At 62.1% G+C, this 18,213-nt stretch carries 17 protein-coding genes; 1 reads left to right on the top strand and 16 read right to left on the bottom strand.

The window, feature by feature from the left end:
* Positions 1–46: 46 nt before the first annotated feature.
* The 9 genes from hfq to ndk form a co-directional block, all read right to left on the bottom strand.
* The gene (gene hfq / locus PAQ31011_RS16760; protein WP_010807283.1) at positions 47–283 is read right to left on the bottom strand and encodes an RNA chaperone Hfq; all 237 of its coding nucleotides are present in this window, start codon (positions 281–283) and stop codon (positions 47–49) included.
* Between the two features lie 126 nt (positions 284–409).
* Positions 410–1,747 carry a ribosome biogenesis GTPase Der gene (der, locus tag PAQ31011_RS16755; protein ID WP_150576863.1) on the bottom strand — a complete coding sequence of 446 codons (1,338 nt, stop codon included), beginning with the start codon at positions 1,745–1,747 and terminating at the stop codon, positions 410–412.
* 79 nt (positions 1,748–1,826) lie between these two features.
* Entirely contained in the window at positions 1,827–3,014 is a 1,188-nt protein-coding gene (bamB, locus tag PAQ31011_RS16750) for an outer membrane protein assembly factor BamB (protein ID WP_174990160.1), read from the bottom strand.
* Between the two features lie 104 nt (positions 3,015–3,118).
* Entirely contained in the window at positions 3,119–3,748 is a 630-nt protein-coding gene (locus tag PAQ31011_RS16745) for a tetratricopeptide repeat protein (protein WP_150576861.1), read from the bottom strand.
* A gap of 31 nt (positions 3,749–3,779) precedes the next feature.
* Positions 3,780–5,156 (bottom strand): histidine--tRNA ligase, encoded by a 1,377-nt coding sequence (gene hisS / locus PAQ31011_RS16740; protein WP_150576860.1) that lies wholly within the window; start codon positions 5,154–5,156, stop codon positions 3,780–3,782.
* A 73-nt stretch (positions 5,157–5,229) separates the two neighbouring features.
* Positions 5,230–6,510, bottom strand: coding sequence for a flavodoxin-dependent (E)-4-hydroxy-3-methylbut-2-enyl-diphosphate synthase (gene ispG / locus PAQ31011_RS16735; RefSeq protein WP_039399076.1), 1,281 nt, complete (start codon positions 6,508–6,510; stop codon positions 5,230–5,232).
* A gap of 18 nt (positions 6,511–6,528) precedes the next feature.
* The gene (locus tag PAQ31011_RS16730) at positions 6,529–7,617 is read right to left on the bottom strand and encodes a helix-turn-helix domain-containing protein (protein ID WP_150576859.1); all 1,089 of its coding nucleotides are present in this window, start codon (positions 7,615–7,617) and stop codon (positions 6,529–6,531) included.
* A gap of 261 nt (positions 7,618–7,878) precedes the next feature.
* Complete coding sequence (rlmN, locus tag PAQ31011_RS16725; protein ID WP_039399078.1) at positions 7,879–9,000, bottom strand: dual-specificity RNA methyltransferase RlmN; 1,122 nt, start codon at positions 8,998–9,000, stop codon at positions 7,879–7,881.
* 59 nt (positions 9,001–9,059) lie between these two features.
* Positions 9,060–9,485 (bottom strand): nucleoside-diphosphate kinase, encoded by a 426-nt coding sequence (ndk, locus tag PAQ31011_RS16720; RefSeq protein WP_150576858.1) that lies wholly within the window; start codon positions 9,483–9,485, stop codon positions 9,060–9,062.
* 408 nt (positions 9,486–9,893) lie between these two features.
* Here ndk and PAQ31011_RS16715 point away from each other — a divergent pair, with 408 nt between their 5' ends.
* The gene (locus PAQ31011_RS16715) at positions 9,894–10,595 is read left to right on the top strand and encodes a Bax inhibitor-1/YccA family protein (RefSeq protein WP_150576857.1); all 702 of its coding nucleotides are present in this window, start codon (positions 9,894–9,896) and stop codon (positions 10,593–10,595) included.
* 178 nt (positions 10,596–10,773) lie between these two features.
* Here PAQ31011_RS16715 and rlmD read toward each other — a convergent pair whose 3' ends face one another.
* The 7 genes from rlmD to PAQ31011_RS16680 all read right to left on the bottom strand — a co-directional run bounded on the left by rlmD (position 10,774) and on the right by PAQ31011_RS16680 (position 18,174).
* Positions 10,774–12,300, bottom strand: a complete 1,527-nt coding sequence (gene rlmD / locus PAQ31011_RS16710) for a 23S rRNA (uracil(1939)-C(5))-methyltransferase RlmD (protein WP_281350009.1) — start codon at positions 12,298–12,300, stop codon at positions 10,774–10,776.
* A 131-nt stretch (positions 12,301–12,431) separates the two neighbouring features.
* A complete protein-coding gene (locus tag PAQ31011_RS16705; RefSeq protein WP_039399083.1) occupies positions 12,432–13,208 on the bottom strand; it encodes a 3'-5' exonuclease in 777 nt (258 codons plus the stop codon).
* Positions 13,209–13,315: 107 nt separating this feature from the next.
* Positions 13,316–14,413: an RNA polymerase sigma factor RpoS gene (rpoS, locus tag PAQ31011_RS16700; RefSeq protein ID WP_150576856.1), complete on the bottom strand. Its 1,098-nt coding sequence runs from the start codon at positions 14,411–14,413 to the stop codon at positions 13,316–13,318.
* Positions 14,414–14,428: 15 nt separating this feature from the next.
* The gene (locus PAQ31011_RS16695; protein ID WP_150576964.1) at positions 14,429–15,214 is read right to left on the bottom strand and encodes a peptidoglycan DD-metalloendopeptidase family protein; all 786 of its coding nucleotides are present in this window, start codon (positions 15,212–15,214) and stop codon (positions 14,429–14,431) included.
* Between the two features lie 85 nt (positions 15,215–15,299).
* Positions 15,300–16,496 carry a protein-L-isoaspartate(D-aspartate) O-methyltransferase gene (locus tag PAQ31011_RS16690; RefSeq protein ID WP_150576855.1) on the bottom strand — a complete coding sequence of 399 codons (1,197 nt, stop codon included), beginning with the start codon at positions 16,494–16,496 and terminating at the stop codon, positions 15,300–15,302.
* The gene (gene surE / locus PAQ31011_RS16685; RefSeq protein ID WP_150576854.1) at positions 16,493–17,254 is read right to left on the bottom strand and encodes a 5'/3'-nucleotidase SurE; all 762 of its coding nucleotides are present in this window, start codon (positions 17,252–17,254) and stop codon (positions 16,493–16,495) included. The genes PAQ31011_RS16690 and surE overlap by 4 nt, the downstream gene beginning before the upstream one ends.
* A gap of 101 nt (positions 17,255–17,355) precedes the next feature.
* Positions 17,356–18,174 carry an ABC transporter permease gene (locus PAQ31011_RS16680; RefSeq protein ID WP_150576853.1) on the bottom strand — a complete coding sequence of 273 codons (819 nt, stop codon included), beginning with the start codon at positions 18,172–18,174 and terminating at the stop codon, positions 17,356–17,358.
* Positions 18,175–18,213: the final 39 nt, after the last annotated feature.

The following is an 18,213-nucleotide window of genomic DNA, read 5'->3' as shown; positions in this document are numbered from 1 at the left end:
AAGAGAAATTCGCCCGGCCGGAGACTCCCGGTCGGGCGAGCCTGAATCAGGACTGCTCGGCTTCCGGATGGAAATTCACCGGACGCGCAGGCACGACCGTCGAAATGGCATGCTTGTAAACCATTTGGGTGACCGTGTTGCGCAGCAGGACGACATACTGGTCGAACGACTCGATGTTTCCCTGCAGCTTGATACCGTTGACCAGATAGATCGAGACGGGAACATGCTCCTTACGCAAGGCGTTCAGAAACGGGTCTTGTAGAAGTTGCCCTTTGTTGCTCATAAGTTACTCCATTGTATTTTTAGCAAATGACCGTAAGCCAGGGCGTGTGCGCGCTTCCCACCCTGACTTCCACACTATAGCCGATTTTGCTAGCGTCGCCAGCAAAACCCCGCCCCAGGCGGGCTTTCACTCGCCCTTGGCGTAAGGGTTCGCGCTGTTGCGGAACTCTATGCGTAATGGAGTGCCCTTCAACTTAAAAGTTTCGCGGAAACGGTTCTCAAGGTAGCGACGATAGCTATCGGTCACGCCATCCAGACTGTTCCCGTGAATGACGATGATCGGCGGATTCGAACCACCCTGGTGGGCATAGCGCAGCTTCGGACGCGAGAAGCCCGCCCGCCGCGGCTGCTGGTGCTCCACGGCCTCGATCAACGCCTTCGTGAGCTTCGGCGTCGGCAACTTCGTCATCGCTGCGGCGAACGCTTCGTCCACCGAACGCATCAGCGGACCAATGCCCGTCGCCTTCGCGGCCGAAATGAAGTGGAAGTTCGCAAAACCGAGGAATTTGAGCTTTCGCTCCAATTCCTGTTTCGCCTGATCGCGGGTGTATTCGTCCAGCCCGTCCCACTTGTTCACGCCCACGACCACGGCACGCCCCGACTCCAGAATAAAGCCGGCGATGTGCGCGTCCTGATCGGAAATATCCTGACGTGCGTCGAGCATCAGGATCACGACGTTTGCATCAGCAATCGATTGAAGCGTTTTCACAACCGAGAACTTCTCGATCGCCTCGAACACTTTGCCTCGACGGCGCAGACCCGCCGTATCGATCAGCGTGTAGTTCTTGCCCTGACGCTCGAAGTCGATGTGAATCGAATCGCGCGTGGTGCCCGGCATGTCGAATGCGATCACGCGCTCCTCACCCAGCAGCGTGTTGACCAGCGTCGACTTCCCGACGTTCGGACGGCCGACGATGGCGATCTTCACACGGCCATCGTGCTTGTCGTCGTCTTCGTTCTCGTCCGGATTCGCGTAGAACGGGGCAATGGCTTCGTCGATGACTTCCTTCACACCGTCGCCGTGCGCGGCCGAAATCGCCAGCGGATCACCCAGACCGAGTTCGTAGAAATCGTTCGCGACCGCGGAGTACTTCATGCCCTCGGCCTTGTTGACCACGAGCATGATCTTGCGCCCTGTCTTGCGCAGATAGTCGGCAATGATCTGGTCTTGCGGCGTCAGCCCCTGGCGGCCGTCCACGATGTAGATCACCACATCGGCTTCGACCACGGCCTGACGCGTTTGCTTGGCCATCTCGTGGAAGATACCTTCCTTGGCCACGGGTTCGAAGCCGCCAGTATCGATCACCAGATACGGATGCTCGCCAACGCGCCCCTCGCCATAGTGACGGTCGCGCGTGAGCCCGGGCATGTCGGCAACGAGTGCGTCGCGCGAGCGGGTCAAACGGTTGAATAGCGTCGATTTGCCGACGTTGGGGCGCCCTACGAGCGCGATCACGGGTTTCATGAATAAGCCCTAAAAACGAAGACGGCCGGCGCGCTGCCGGCCGTTCCCGGAAAATGCCCGGGTGCTTGCCGGTTACCGGTTATTCCGGACGGAAGCCATAAATGTTGCCGTCGCGGGTTTGCACAACCAGCGTCTGACCGGCGATGACCGGCTGTGCGCTGATGGCTCCGCTCAGCTTGACGCGGGCGAGGAACTCACCGTTGTCACGAGACAGGAAATGCAGATAGCCCTGCTTGTCGCCCACGACCACCACGCGGCCGAGCGCCAGCGGCGCCGACAGATCGCGGTACTTGAGCTTGTCGTTCTGCCACAGTGTACTGCCATCGGCAGCGTTGAACGCGTACACGGCACCATCGGTATTGACGGCAGCCACCACACGCTCGTCCTGCGACACACCGTTCGGCGACGAGAAATCGCGCGCCCACAGACCGTTGCCGGTCTGCACGTCGGCGCAACCCACGCGGCCCTGGAACGTCGCGCCGCAGACCTGACGACCGAACACGACCGGCGAGCCGGTGACGTCATTCACACGCTCGACTTCCGTCACACCCTTCGGGTACGACAGCGGCGTGATCCACTGCGGATTGCCGGTATTGGCGTCGAGCGCCACCAGCTTGCCGCCCGGGAAGCCCGTGATGACCGAACGGTCACCCACGAACGCCATGCCGGTGCCGGTACGCAGCGTCAGCGACGTTGCCGGTTGCGAATACGACCAGCGCACCGAACCCGTGCCCGAATCGAACGCGGTCACACGGTTGTTGATGGCACGCACCACCACCAGACCACGTCCCACCAGCGGCGCCGTCAGCACTTCGCTGCCGGCGTTCGCTTTCCATGACTGCTTGCCGTCATGATCGAAGGCAATCACATCGCCCTTGTGCGTGGCGACCACCGTCGTCTCGCCATCGCTGCCCGGACCTGCGGTGATGTTCGTATCCGCCTTGGCCGACCAGGTCGACGCTCCCGTTTCCGCATCCACGCGCACGATGCTGCCGTTCGCGCCAGCCGCGAACACGGCGTTGCCCACGGCCACCGGCGCAAAGCTGTAAGCGCCGGCCTTGCCAACGCTTGCCGTCCACATCTGCTTGACGGTCAGCGCCTGCTTGATCTCCGTGAGCGGCGTGGGCTCATGCGCCGGCTTGCTGCCGAACAGCCCGCAACCACCCAGCGTGCCCAACACTGCCAGCGTCAGCACAGCGGTGCTCGCGCGCTTGAAAATGCCACGGCGCGGCGAAACCGTCTGGGCGACCTGCACGGACTGTGACATGGCCATCGTTTGCGGCATCGATCGACGGAAGTCGTTAAGGATCATCATGTACCCGGTTATGCGTTATGGGAGGGTAATACTTGCCAACGGAATGCCGACGCGCGTCAGGCCCCCAGCGCGTCGAGCTTGAATTGCACGAACTGGCGCATGCCCGAATCCTGCTTGTCGAGCTTGTCGAGCGCCAGCTTGTAAGCGGTTCGTGCGTCGGCCACCTTGCTCTGGGCGACGAGGACATCGCCGCGGCGATCGGCAAACAGCGCAGCATACGGTGCCGGCGGGTTGTCGAGCATCTTGAGCGCTTCGTCGTAAGCCTTCTCGTCGAGCAGCACACCCGCCAGACGCAGCTTGGCCAGTTGCTTGTACTCGTCGTCCTTGGCGTTCGACACTGCCCATTGCAGTTGCGCCTTGGCACCTGCCACGTCACCGCTATCGGCCAGCGTCTTGGCGGCGAGCAGCGCGGTCATCTGCGCATACGGCGTGCCGCTGAACTTGCTCTCCATGTCAGACGCGATACGGGCAACCTTCACCTTGTCGTTCGCAGTGACGGCCGTTTCCAGTTCGCCATACAGCACGCCGGCTTCCACCGCCTGCTTGCGCTCGTAATAGCGCCACAGGTTCCAGCCGCCATAGGCCAGCATGATGACGACGAGCGTCCAGATAACGTAATTGCCGTACTGCTTCCACCAGGCCTTTACGTTCTCGATCTGTTCCTGTTCCTCGTGATAGCTGCTCATTCGCCGGGTTCTCCGTGTCTGGCGTCTTGGATTAATGAAGCGTTTCGTTGCCTGCGCCGTCGTCGGCCAGGCTTTCGTTCACGCTCTCATCGGCACTGGCGACGATGGCGTCGATCAGATACTCGGCGAGACCGTCGAACGGCACGCTTGTCTGGTTGTTCGTCTGCTCGGCGGCACGCAGATGTTTGACTTCGGCAGTGCCCGACGCCACTTCGTTCTCACCGATGATGACGGCGAAGTTGGCACCGCTGGCGTTCGCGCGCTTCATCTGCGACTTGAAGCTGCTACCGTTGCCGTCCGGGCTGCAATGGAACACCACGTTCAGACCGGCATCGCGCATGCGTTCTGCTGCAATCAGCGCCGGCGCCACGGCCGATTCTCCCTGATGCACGACGTAGACGTCAGCACCTTCGGCCTGCGGCACAAGATCGTCTTCGCGCAGCAGTTCGAGAATGCGTTCGACACCCATCGCCCAGCCGCAAGCCGGCGTAGCATCGCCACCCAGTTGCTCGATCAGCGGATCGTAACGACCGCCACCGGCCACCGTGCCCTGCGCACCCAGCTTGTCCGTCACCCACTCGAACACGGTCAGATTGTAGTAATCCAGACCGCGCACGAGACGCGGATTGATCGTGAACGGGATGTTGTTCGCCTTGAGCAGCGACTGCACGCCCTCGAAGTGCTTGATCGACGCTTCGCCGAGATAGTCGATGAGCTTCGGCGCACCTTCGACCATTTCCTGCATCGCCTGGTTCTTCGTATCGAGCACGCGCAGCGGATTGGTGTAGAGGCGACGCTTGCCGTCCTCATCCAGCAGATCGACGTGCTTCTCGAGGTAGGCGATCAGATCGGCGCGGTGACGCGCGCGCTCTTCGCCCTGCCCCAGCGAGTTCAACTGGAGGTGGATACCGGTCAGACCGAGATCGTCCCACAGACGCTGGCACATCAGAATGATTTCGACGTCAGCGTCCGGGCCTGCCAGACCGAGCGCTTCCACGCCGACCTGATGGAACTGACGATAGCGGCCGCGTTGCGGCTTTTCGTGACGGAACATCGGGCCGAAGTACCACAGACGCTTGGGGCCGCCGTACAGCAGATTGTGTTCGAGCGTTGCGCGAACCGCTGCCGCCGTACCCTCCGGACGCATCGTGAGTTGTTCGCCATTGAGCGAGTCGGTGAAGCTGTACATCTCTTTCTCGACGATGTCCGTCACTTCACCGATACCGCGCGTGAACAATTGCGTCTGTTCGAGGATCGGCGTACGGATCTGTTGATAGCCGTAGGCACGCAACATGGCGCGCACCGATTCCTCGAAAAACTCCCACAGGGCTTCGTCCTGCGGGAGGATGTCGTTCATGCCTTTGACCCCGGCCAGTTTGGCGAGGCGATTCTTCTTTGCGTCAGTCATATTCTCTTGTGTTCTGCCTGCGTCCCTGCGACGCACTGCTCACGGTGTGCTGGCGCACATAGCGCATGCCCGCTTAGGCGGCCACTGCGCCTTCGGCCTGACCGTAATGCGTCTTCACATAGTCGTCGACGATCTGCTGGAATTCCTCAGCGATGTGATCGCCACGCAGCGTGCGCACCTTTTCGCCATCGACGAAAACCGGTGCTGCCGGCGATTCGCCCGAACCCGGCAGGCTGATGCCGATGTTCGCGTGCTTCGATTCGCCCGGACCGTTCACGATGCAGCCCATGACCGCGACGTTCATGTTCTCGACGCCCGGATATTGAGCCTTCCACACCGGCATTTGTTCACGCAGGTATGTCTGAATATTCGACGCCAGTTCCTGGAACACCGTGCTCGTCGTACGGCCGCAACCGGGGCAGGCGATCACCATCGGTGCGAACGCACGCAGGCCCATCGTCTGCAGGATTTCCTGCGCCACCACGACTTCGCCCGTACGCGCGCCTCCCGGTTCCGGCGTCAGCGAAATACGGATCGTGTCGCCGATGCCTTCTTGCAGCAGCACCGACAGCGCAGCCGTCGAAGCGACGATACCCTTCGAACCCATACCAGCCTCGGTCAGCCCGAGGTGCAGCGCATAGTCGCAACGCTTGGCCAACTCGCGGTACACCGCGATCAGGTCCTGCACTGCGCTGACCTTGCACGACAGCAGAATCTTGTCGGCCGCGAGACCCACGCGTTGCGCGAGTTCGGCCGATTCGAGCGCCGACGTGATCAGCGCTTCGTACATCACGCTCTGCGCGTCCCACGGCGTGGCACGTGCGGCGTTTTCGTCCATGATGCGAGCGAGCAACGACTGATCCAGGCTGCCCCAGTTCACACCGATACGCACCGGCTTGTCGTACTTGATCGCCATCTCGATCATTTGCGCGAACTGCGTGTCGCGCTTGGCGCCCTGCCCGACGTTACCCGGGTTGATGCGGTACTTCGACAGCGTCTCAGCACATTCCGGATAGTCGGCGAGCAGCTTGTGGCCGTTGTAGTGGAAGTCGCCCACCAGCGGCACCATCACGCCCATGCGATCGAGTTGCTCGCGGATATGCGGCACGGCAGCAGCCGCTTCCGGCGTATTCACCGTGATCCGCACGAGTTCGGAGCCGGCCTGCGCCAGTTCCTTGACCTGAATGGCCGTACCGATCACGTCGGCCGTGTCGGTGTTGGTCATCGATTGCACGCGAATCGGCGAATCGCCGCCAACCGTCACCAGTTGACCGCCCCAGCGAATCCCGACCTTGCGGGACTGACGGCGGGGTGCCGGACCACCGATGATCGGCATGCATTCTACAGAAGCCATGATTACCCTCTTTCGGTCTTACTGGAGCGTCAGACGCGCCACGTTGCCCGCATTGCGGGACTTGATCTCGACCGGTTGACCGTTGAATTCCAGCGACTCGACGCCCGCGACGTTACCCACAACGATCTTGAGCGGCGCATCGCCCGTGATTTCCTGTTCGGCACCTGCACGCATCAGTTGGGAGAACAGCACCTTGCCGTCCTTCGAACGCACTTCCACCCAGCTGTCTGCCTTCAGATGCAACGCAATCTTGCCATTACCCGGCGCACCAACGCTCGACGCCTTCGCTTCGGCCGGTGCCGCAGGCGTTGCTGCGCTCGTCGCGGCCGCAGCACTGGCGATCCCCGCAACCACGTGCGTCGGATCGACGGCGGCGATCAGGCCCGGGCCTGCAGCGGCCGCACTGGCCGATGCGTTATTGACCGTACTTTCCGTATTGCCGTTGTTCGTCGCATTGGCGACGTTCGTGGCGGCACCGCCTTCGGCCCCCGGCGGCGTGCCGTTGGCATCGGCGACCACCGGCTGACTGGCCGGCTCTGCGGCATCGGCCGCACCTTGTGCCGACGCGCCGCTTGCCAGATCTGCCGCTTCGATGTTGCCGCGCCCAGCCTTGTGGGCATTGCCGAAGTACCACGCAGCCCCCGCGATCACGACCAGCGCGGCCAGTGCCCAGGGCCACTTGGCCTGAGAGGCGGCGACCGGCGAGCGGAAACGCACCGGGCTCTTCGGAATGCTCGGCTGCCCCGACTGCGGTTGCGGGATATCGATGGGGACCGGTGCCGTGCCGCTCACGCGGCGCAGCGATTCGATCATCGGTTCGGGATCGCCCCCGACCATGCGCGCGTAGCTACGCACCACACCCTGAATAAACGGCATTTCCGGCAAGGCATCCCACTCGCCGGCTTCGAGACGCTTGAGCTTCTGCACCGAGACCTTCAAACGCGCCGACACGTCCTCAATGGACATGCCGCGCTTCTCGCGCAAAGCGGCCAGTTGCGCACCCACTTGCGCGCCCAGCTCCGCCCATCCGGCAGGTGCTCCCTGCGGCAAGCCCTGGCCTTGAGCCCCGGTTTGCCCGCCTGCATCCGCCTGATTCTGGTTATCCATCGATACGCCCCCGTTCGTAAGCAGCCGCCCGCAGCGGCTGAGGATATGCTCGCGACAGCTTCGCTACATCGTCCCCCGTGCGCGCGGCGTGAAGATCTGCGCGGCGCATCGGGCGATTTTGCATGTCACTGACGAAATTGCGCGGAACGCGAAACGCGCCCCGCGCAAGGAATGCTTTTGTGCACGACTGATCCGACGCAAGGCATGGCACGTGCGGGGCCGACGGCCCTAGCCACGGTCCACGCCCGCCCATGCGAAGCCTCATACGCTACGCACCTCGACCGCGATTTTCCCGAATTTGCCGCGCTGTGCAAGCCGCGTGCGATCCTGCACTTCGCCGGCCAGCTGACCACAGGCGGCGTCGATGTCGTCACCGCGCGTCTTGCGCACCGTCGTGACGAGGCCTGCGTCGAGCAAAATCTGCGCAAATCGCTTGATTTGCGGATCCTTCGAGCGCAGCAGACCGGATTCGGGGAACGGATTGAAAGGGATCAGATTGAATTTGCACGGCACGTCGCGCGTCAGTGCGACAAGCTCGCGCGCATGCGCTTCGGTGTCGTTTACACCGTCGAGCATGCAGTACTCGAACGTGATGAAATCGCGCGGCGCCACTTCCAGGTAACGCTCGCACGCGCCCATCAGTTCGCGTAACGGATATTTTTTGTTGAGTGGCACGAGCACGTCGCGCAGCGCATCGTTCGGCGCGTGCAGCGAGACGGCCAGCGCCACGGGCAGTTCCTGGCCCAGGCGGTCCATCATCGGCACCACACCGGACGTCGACAAGGTCACGCGACGACGCGACAGCCCATAGGCGTTGTCGTCGAGCATCAGGCGCATGGCACCGACCACGTTGTCGAAATTGAGCAGCGGCTCGCCCATCCCCATCATCACCACGTTGGTGATAACGCGTTCGTTCTTGCCTTCGCGCCCGAGGTCGCGGCGCAATGCAAACTCGGCCATCCACAACTGGCCGATGATTTCGCCAAGCGACAGATTGCGCGAAAAACCCTGCTTGCCGGTCGAACAGAACCGGCAATTGACGGCGCAGCCCGCTTGCGACGAAACGCAAAGCGTGCCACGCGTCTCCTCAGGGATGTAGACGGTCTCGACGGCATTGCCGTTACCCACATCCAGCAGCCATTTGCGCGTACCGTCCGCCGACAGATGGTCGGTGATGGCGGCAGGCGCGGCGATGTGCGCGCGCGTTTTCAACTTCTCGCGCAGCGACTTGGCCAGATCGGTCATGCCGTCGAAATCGGCGGCGCCCATCTGGTGGATCCAACGCTGGAGCTGGCGAGCACGGAACGGCTTTTCGCCGAGCGTGCCGCAATAGGCGGCCAGACCGTCCGGATCGTAATCAAGCAGATTCGTAAGGTTGGTCATGGCCCTGGTCCGTCAACATCCCTTCGGTAACTTCCTGCAATTGAGCGACTATACGCGGCTTAGCGCGAGTAGACGTTCATGCCCGGGAAGAAGAAAGCCACTTCCACAGCGGCCGTTTCAGCAGCGTCCGAGCCGTGCACAGCGTTGGCGTCGATGCTGTCGGCGAAGTCGGCGCGAATCGTGCCCTTCTCCGCCTTCTTCGGGTCGGTGGCGCCCATCAGTTCGCGGTTCTTCGCGATGGCGTTTTCACCTTCCAGTGCCTGGATCATCACCGGGCCCGAGATCATGAAGTCGACCAGATCCTTGAAGAACGGGCGCTCCTTGTGCACGGCGTAGAACTGCTCGGCATCGGCGCGCGACAGGTGCACCAGCTTGGCAGCGGCGATCTTCAGGCCGGCGGCTTCGAAGCGGCTGTAAATCTGGCCGATCACGTTCTTAGCAACGGCATCGGGCTTGATAATCGACAAAGTGCGTTCGACTGCCATGAAAAACTCCAAAAAATTAAGCAGTTATATAACCAACATGAACCCGTAATTGTAGCACGAAGGCTGTTATGATGGGGATGGAACCTACAGTGCGCGTACCGCTCAAACGCAGGACGGCCGGGACGATCCGGCTTTTCGCGAAGTTGACACAAGGGTGTGATTCCGGCGCCCTCCCTTGATGGGAGGGTTGACGAGCGCAACGGCCGATTGAAAATGGGACTTTTGCCCCGAGATTTCGAGAATCGTCCGAGCGCTTTGCGCAGGGGATTTCGGTATCCTTGCACTTCGACGACAAGCCAGACCAACGGCTGCGGGGGATTCGCCGGCAACGGTTGCCGGTCATCGTATGCGTCATAAGGCGCCTGCCGGCCCCGCCAACAGGCACAACGACCACGGAGAACACAATATATGAACCAGGATTTCCAACGCTTCGGCTACGGCGGGACGGGTGGCGTCTCGACCGCACAGGTACGCAACAAGGTGCTGCGCAACACGTATTGGCTGCTCGCGCTGTCGATGCTGCCGACGATTGCAGGTGCCTGGCTGGGTGTGACCTACGGCTTCGCGCTGTTCGCGGGCAGCCCGGTGGTCAGCATGGTCCTGTTCCTCGCAGTTGCTTTCGGCTTCATGTTCGCGATCGAACGCTTCAAGAATAGCGGCGTCGGCGTGGCACTACTGTTGGGCTTCACGTTCTTCATGGGCCTGATGCTCACGCGCCTGCTGAGCTTCGTACTGGGCTTTTCGAACGGTGCATCGCTCATCATGCTGGCGTTCGGCGGCACGGCTGTGATCTTCACCGTGATGGCAACGGTTGCGACGGTCAGCAAGCGCGACTTCAGCGGCCTGGGCAAGTGGCTGTTCATGGGCGTGATCGTGATCCTGCTCGCCTCGATCGCCAACATCTGGCTGCATCTGCCGGCACTGATGCTGACGGTCTCGGTCCTCGCCATCGCGATCTTCTCGGCGTACATCCTGTTTGACGTGCAGCGCGTGGTGAACGGCGGCGAAACGAACTACGTGACGGCAACCCTCGCGATCTACCTCGACCTGTACAACATCTTCACCAACCTGCTCGCCATCCTCGGCGTGCTGGGCGGCAACCGCAACTAAGCGGCGAGGTAATGACTGGCGGTCAGCGCCGCCAGCTAGTCAGAAGTAAAAAAGCCAGTCCTTCGGGACTGGCTTTTTCTTTGGGGGATTCGGATTCGCGGTGGACGACCGAGAGACAGCAACCTGCGGCCCCTGCCTGGCGGGCGCCTAGTGCGTTTTCAGCCCCATCCGCGAATACTTAGACACCCTCGTGGATGACACCCTCACCATCTGTCGCACCGGCAATCGCCTCGACACCTTCGTCGGCGGGCTCATCGGTGGCATCACCGGATACGCGCACGCGCGGCACCCACGGCTGCCCGATGCTCTCATGTTCGAATACCGCCATCGATTCCACGTGCGAGGTGTGCGGGAACATGTTCACGACACCGGCCAGTGTCAAACGATACCCCGCCTCATGCACCAGCAAGCCGGCGTCGCGTGCCAACGTCGCCGGGCTGCAGGAAACGTACACGATACGCTTGGGCAGACCCTCGTACCCTTGCTGCGCCAGTTCGGCCAGCGCCTTCGACACCGCCAGCGCACCCTCGCGCGGCGGATCGATCAGATAGCGGTCGAACGCGCCGAGCGCACGCATGTCGTCCGCAGTGATATCGAACAGGTTGCGGCACGCGAACTCCGTCCGCTCGGCCACGCCGTTGCGCTGCGCATTGGCCAAGGCGCGTTCGGTCAACGCTGTGCTGCCCTCAATCCCCATGACTGTGCCGGCACGACGCGCCAGCGGCAACGTGAAGTTGCCCAGCCCACAGAACAGATCGAGCACGCGCTCGTTCGACTGCGGCGCAAGCAGACGCAGCGCACGATGCACAAGCACGCGGTTGATTTGATGATTGACCTGCGTAAAGTCCGTCGGCTTGAACGGCATCCGGATCTGGTATTCCGGCAGCGTGTAATGGAGTTCCGGTTCGAGCGGATAGAACGGCACGGCCGTGTCCGGCCCCTTCGTCTGCACCCAGAACTGAACGCGATTCGCGTCCGCAAACGCGCGGAGAATGTCTTCGTCCGCCGGCGTCAGCGGCTCGAGAATACGCAGCACAAGCGCCGTGACGTCAGCACCAATCGCCAGTTCGATTTGCGGCAGGCGCTCACGAATCGACAGCGATTCGACCAGACGACGCAGCGGCACCAGCATGTCCGACACGTGACGCGGCAGCACCTCGCACGAATCCATATCGGCGACGTAGCTGCTCTTGCGCTCATGGAAACCGATCAGTACGCCACCCTTCTTGGGCACGTAGCGCACCGTCAGGCGCGCGCGGAAGCGGTAGCCCCAGTCGGGGCCCTGAATCGGACGAAGCATCGCCTCGGCACGAACTTTCCCGAGTCGGGCGAGATTGTCCTCAAGAACGCGCTGCTTGATGGCGATCTGCGCTCGCGGCTCCAGATGCTGCATCGAGCATCCGCCGCATTTGCCGAAGTGTGGACATTGCGGTTTGGCGCGCATCGAACTCGACCGGAGCACGCTCACCGTTTCCGCTTGTTCGAATTTGGGCTTGCGGCGATAGCTCAGATACGTGACGCGCTCGCCAGGCAGTGCGCCCTCGACGAAAATGACCTTGCCGGGTTTGAATTCCGGCGTACCCGGCTCGCCCTCGGGCGCGGTGCGGCCAACGCCGCGCGCTTCCATGTCGAGCGATTCGATATCGATGATGCCGGGCTCAGCACTGGGCCGGCCGCGCGAGGAGTTTCGGGAGGAGCGGGTCACGTCTTTGTTCTCATATGCGACAGCAAACCCGGCATTTTAATCGATTCGTCCGCAAGTGAGATATGGCGACGGCCGACCACCCCGCCCAAATCGCGGAAATATACGAAAGTGCGGGACGAAACGGCGACGGATTACCCCCAGGCGCCGAGATACTCCTTCCAGTGGGCCGCAGGCTCCTGCTCAAGCGATCGCTTCACAAATTCGATCTCCTGTTCGTACTCGGCCTGACGCAGGCCACCGCGCATCAATTGATACCGGCAATAGACCAGATACGTATTCACTACGTCGGTCTCGCAATAATTCCGGATCTCTTCGAGTTTGCCGTCGCGATACGCCTCCCATACTTTGCTGCCGTCCATGCCGAGCTTGCCCGGAAAGCCGCACAGCTTGGCGAGATCGTCCAACGGCGCATTTGCACGCGCTTGATACATGGCGAGCACGTCCATCAGGTCCAGATGGCGCTGGTGATAACGACTGATGTAGTTATTCCATTTGAATTCGCGGTCGTCTTCGCCCAGATCCCAGTAGCGCGGCGCGGAAATGCCGTGAATCATGGCGCGATAGTGCAGCACCGGCAAATCGAAACCACCGCCATTCCACGACACGAGTTGCGGGGCGTACTTTTCGATCGTGCGGTAGAAGCCCGACACCAGCGCGCCCTCCCCGTCCTCCAGCGTGCCCAGCGACTTCACACGAAAACCGTCGCGGTCGCGAAATACACAGGAGATTGCCGCCACGCGCTGCAGATGCAGCGGCAAAAAGTCGTGCCCCACTTTTTCGCGACGTGCAGCGAATGCCGCTTCGGCAACGGCGTCGTCCGACAGCCCGGCGTACGCGGGCTCGAGCCGGCGAAGGCCATCGACATCGGGGATCGTTTCAATATCGAAGACGAGAACGGGAGATGGCATGATGAAAATCAGAAGAAAAAATCAGAAAGCATCGGCATTCGACGCCGACGCATCAGAGAAATGAGCAGCAAGTAACGGCCACGCACGTGACGGTGGCCCACCGAATCTCAGAGCACCGCGTCCTTGCGCACCCCGTTCGAGGCGAAATAGCGCTTGAGCTTCACGAGCGCCTCTTGCTGAATCTGGCGCACGCGCTCACGCGTGAGGCCCATTTCGTCCGCCAGTTCTTCCAGCGTCGCAGGCTCCACACGGTTAAGTCCGAACCGGCGTTCGATGACATAGCGATGCTTGGTCGACAGACGCGACAACCATAGCCGCATGAGGTCTTCCAGTTCGCGATGCTGAACCTCGTGCTCCGGCGCCTCGCTGCGATCGTCGGAAAGCAGATCGAGCAGACTGCTGCCCGGGTCGATTTCAAGCGGAGCGTCGAGCGACGCCACATGCTCGTTGAGCGCGAGGATGTCGGTGATTTCCTCGGGCGTCTTCCCCGTCAGATCCGCAATGTCTTCGATGCGCGCGTCACGCTGCTCGCCACCGTCGACATAAGCCGCGCTCTTCTCAAGGTGACGCTTCGCGCGCAACACCTGATTGAGTTCCCGAATGACGTGCACCGGCAAACGCACCGTACGCGCCTGATTCATGATGGCGCGTTCGATACTCTGACGAATCCACCAAGTTGCGTACGTCGAGAAACGGAACCCACGCCCCGGATCGAACTTCTCGATGGCGTGCATCAAACCGAGGTTGCCTTCTTCGATCAGGTCGAGCAACGGTACGCCGCGATTGAGGTAGCCCTTGGCGATGCTCACGACGAGCCGCAGATTGCGCTCGATCATGACCTGACGCGCCGCGAATTCGCCCGCTTGTGCGCGCGTGGAGTAATCGAGCTCCTCCGCAGGCGTTAGCAGCGGTTTGACACTGATGCGATTGAGATAGTGCTGAACGGTGTCGGCCGTGAGTTCGGCCTGCAGCACGGTGCCGAAATCGTCGGCGTCGGCAGACTTGCGTTTGCGTCCGGTGGCGGAAGAGGACGAACCCTCTTCACTGCCATCGGATGACGAGGCGTCGTCATCCTCCGCCTCGCGCTCGTCGAAAGCGTCGTCCACGTCCTCGTCTTGCCGGGACTGCCGATCATCAGCTTCCTGATCGGACTCCGGGACAGCGAGGTCTTCCTCTTGCGAAGTGCGACGCTTTCTCTTGAGCATTCGAACCTGCCTATTTTATCGAGGCGGCAAATACTTCTCCGGATCCACAGGCTTGCCATCCTTACGTACCTCAAAGTGCAGCATCACGCGATCTGCATCCGAGTTACCCATTTCGGCAATTTTCTGACCCCGCGTCACGGAGTCGCCTTCCTTGACCAACAGTTTGCTGTTGTGCGCATACGCCGTCAAGAAGGTGCTGTCGTGTTTAATGATGACGAGGTTGCCATAGCCGCGCAGCCCTGCCCCCGAATACACGACTTTACCCGCGCCGGCCGCAAAGACGGTATCGCCGACCTTACCGCCGATATTCACGCCCTTGTTCTTCGAGTCGTCGAAGTGGCCGACGACGGTGCCAGCAGCCGGCCACGACAATTGCAGCGCACCGCTGGAGACGGCCGAAGGCGCGGTGGCGTTCGACGACGTCGCCGGCGGCGGCACCACGGCAGGCGGCACGGCGGCCGGGCTGCTGCCGTTGCTCGGCGGCGTGCTGGCCACCGGCGGCGGCAGCGGCGTGCCGGTATCGCCGGCAGGCGGCTTCACGCGCAATACCTGACCGACCTCGATCTGGTCCGGGTTCTGGATGTTGTTCCAGCGCGCGATATCGCGGTAGTTCTGGCCGTTCTCCAGCGCGATGCGATACAGGCGGTCGCCCGGCTTAACGCGATAGAAACCCGGCGGCACCGGCGTATTGTCGATCACCGGCGCAGTCGCGCCCGGCAGACTACTGTCGGTCGTCGTACCGCCTACGGTACGGTCGACGACCGGCGCCCCGACTTGTCGCGATGCGCACGCTGCCAGCATGCTCAGCAACAGGACACTGGCGACGCGTTGTTGGAAACCCGCTCGCAAATTCACTCAATTCCTCCGCAGAATAGACCCGACGGGCTTAAATGATGCCCGATTTTAAGGGGACGAATAACACCCTATCAAGCTGCGTCTCGCGCCACTGGCGCGCACCGATGCGCTCGATGAGGGTCAAAATTTGTTGCTCGCCGCCCACCGGGGCGACGAGCCGTGCGCCGACAGCCAACTGATCGACCAGCGCATCCGGAATTTCAAGGCCGGCGGCAGCGATCACAATGCCGTCGAACGGCGCGACCGCAGGTAATCCGAGACGCCCGTCACCGTAATGCAGACGAATATTCGGCACACGCAACGGACGCAAATTGGCTTTGGCACGTTCATGTAACGGACGAACCCGCTCAATGGAGTACACGTCCCGCGCTACACATGACAAAACTGCCGCCTGGTATCCGCATCCGGTACCGATTTCCAGCACCTTTTCCAGCGGACGTCCGCTCGCGAGCAGCAGTTCGATCATGCGCCCCACGACCGACGGCTTCGAGATCGTCTGTCCATGACCGATGGGCAGCGCCGCGTCCTCGTAGGCCTGATTGGCCAGTGCGGCGTCGACGAAACCGTGACGTGGCACGGTGGCCAGCGCCGCCAGCACGCCCGGGTGTTTGACGCCCGATGCCGCAACGCGTTCAGCCATACGCGCACGCACGCGCTCCGACGTCAGCCCGATGCCCTCCGGCGAATTCAGAACCGACGCGGTATTCGTACGCACGATGGCCCCTGCGCCGACGCCCACGGCAGGCTTGGCCGTACCGACTGACGTCGTGGCCGCCTTCGTCACCGTCTTGACTGAACCTTTGCCCACGACACCGCCAACGGCACCGCCTTTCTGGGCGACACCCGCGCTATGCGCCTTGGCCACCGGCCTCGGCGTGTGCTTGGCGACGTGTGAGGCGTGCGAACCGTGCGGTGCCGGTTGCGCGTGCGGCGCAGCGGCCGGCCGCGCCAACCCCTTCGGCACGACCGCGTGCGCGGTCTGCGCCCCGGCAGGTCGCGCGGACGCGCCCGCCATCGGCGTCGACGCCGCCCGCAAATTGTTGCTGTTACCGCCGGTCGGCGTCTTCCCACTTCCCTGATTCGCCTGCGACGTACCACGCGTCATCGCAGCAGGCGGCGCGCCGGCCGGACTCGCACGCGACGCCTTGTCGAGCACCGGCGCTTTGCGCTGCCGGCGGGTCATCACTTCGGCCAGAGGAAGAGGAAAACGCTTCGGCGGTGTCGTCATCGTTGGGCTACCCCTGCGCTGGCCAGCCAATCGTGCACGACGCCAAGTCGTGCGGTATGCGTGAGATCCAGTTGCAAGGGGGTCACCGAGACGTAATCGTGCGCCACGGCATGGAAGTCGGTGCCTTCGCTGCTGTCGCGCGCGTCGCCAGCCGGACCGATCCAGTAAATCGTTTCGCCGCGCGGATTCTCCTGACGGATAACCGGCTGCGATTGATGTCGCTTCCCAAGACGCGTCGACAGCGCGCCCTTGAGGCGCTCATACGGCAAATTGGGAATGTTGACGTTCAACAAGAAGGGCGCGCCCAGCGGCCGCTCCATATAACGCTCGATCACCTCGCGCGCCACACGGGCCGCACTGTCGAGATGATCCCAGCCCTTATTGACTTGCGAGAAGGCGAACGAAGGGATCCCGAACAGGAAGCCCTCGGTCGCAGCCGCCACCGTACCGGAGTACAGCGTGTCTTCGCCCATGTTCTGGCCGTTATTGATGCCGGAGACCACGATATCGGGCCGCTCCTCGAGCAGCCCGGTCAACGCCACGTGGACGCAATCGGTCGGCGTGCCATTGATGAAGGTGAAGTCATTGGGCGCTTTGAAGACAGAAAGCGGCCGTTGCAGGGTCAGAGAATTGGACGCACCGCTACAGTTCTGTTCGGGCGCCACCACGGTAATGTCGCCAAGCGGTGCCAGCGCTTCGTAGAGCGCGGCCAGGCCTGGCGCCTGATACCCATCGTCGTTGCTGAGCAGGATTCGCATGCGGCAATTGTAACCGAGGAAAGGTGCTCGGATATGACGCCATCGAGGCATCGGTGGCGCACCACCCCGCCCGCTTCATGGCGTCATTCCGTCACATCCGGTTACATCTTTTCGGTCTCTCCGGCTTGCGGTTGCCAGACCAGCAAACGCCGCTCCACGACGCCGACGAGTCCATCGAGCACCAGCGCAAAGGCCGTGAGAATCAGCACCCCGGCGATCACCGCATTGATATCGAACGTGCCTTCGGCCTGCAAGATCAGGTACCCGACGCCGCGCGACGATCCCAGATACTCGCCGACCACCGCACCGACGAACGCGAGTCCGACCGAGTTGTGAAGACTGGAGAACACCCAACTCGTGGCACTGGGCAAATACACACGGCGCAACAACTGACGCTGATTGGCCCCCAGCATCCGCGCATTGGCGAGCACTACCGGGCTGACTTCCTTCACGCCTTGATAGACGTTAAAGAAGACGATGAAGAACACCAGCGTCACGCCCAACGCCACCTTCGACCAGATACCGAGCCCGAACCACACGCCGAAGATCGGCGCGAGAATCACGCGGGGCATCGAATTGGCCGCTTTGATGTACGGATCGAGCAAGGCTCCCGCACTCGGCGAAAGCGCCAGCCAGAGCCCCACGCCGAGCCCGAACACGGTGCCGATGGCGAACGCCAGCACCGTCTCGAGCAACGTCACGCCCAGATGCAGATAGATCTCCCCGCTGGCGAACCACTGCCAGACCTGGAGCAGCACCTTCTGCGGCTCCCCAAAGAAGAAAGCCGCCTTGTCGGGGCTGTCGAAATAGAACGCGGGCAGCAGCGTCGGGCTGGTGAGGACGTACCAGACGAGAAATGCTACGACCAGCAGCAGCCATTGCCACAGGCGCAGGTGCCGCATGATGGAACGATTACGCATGACGAACGAATTCCGGGAATATCAGACGTGCGGCCGGAC

Source organism: Pandoraea aquatica, assembly GCF_902459565.1.
GTDB classification, from domain to species: domain Bacteria; phylum Pseudomonadota; class Gammaproteobacteria; order Burkholderiales; family Burkholderiaceae; genus Pandoraea; species Pandoraea aquatica.
Note: the sequence above shows the minus strand (reverse complement) of the source record. Positions and strands in the feature narration are given on the sequence as shown.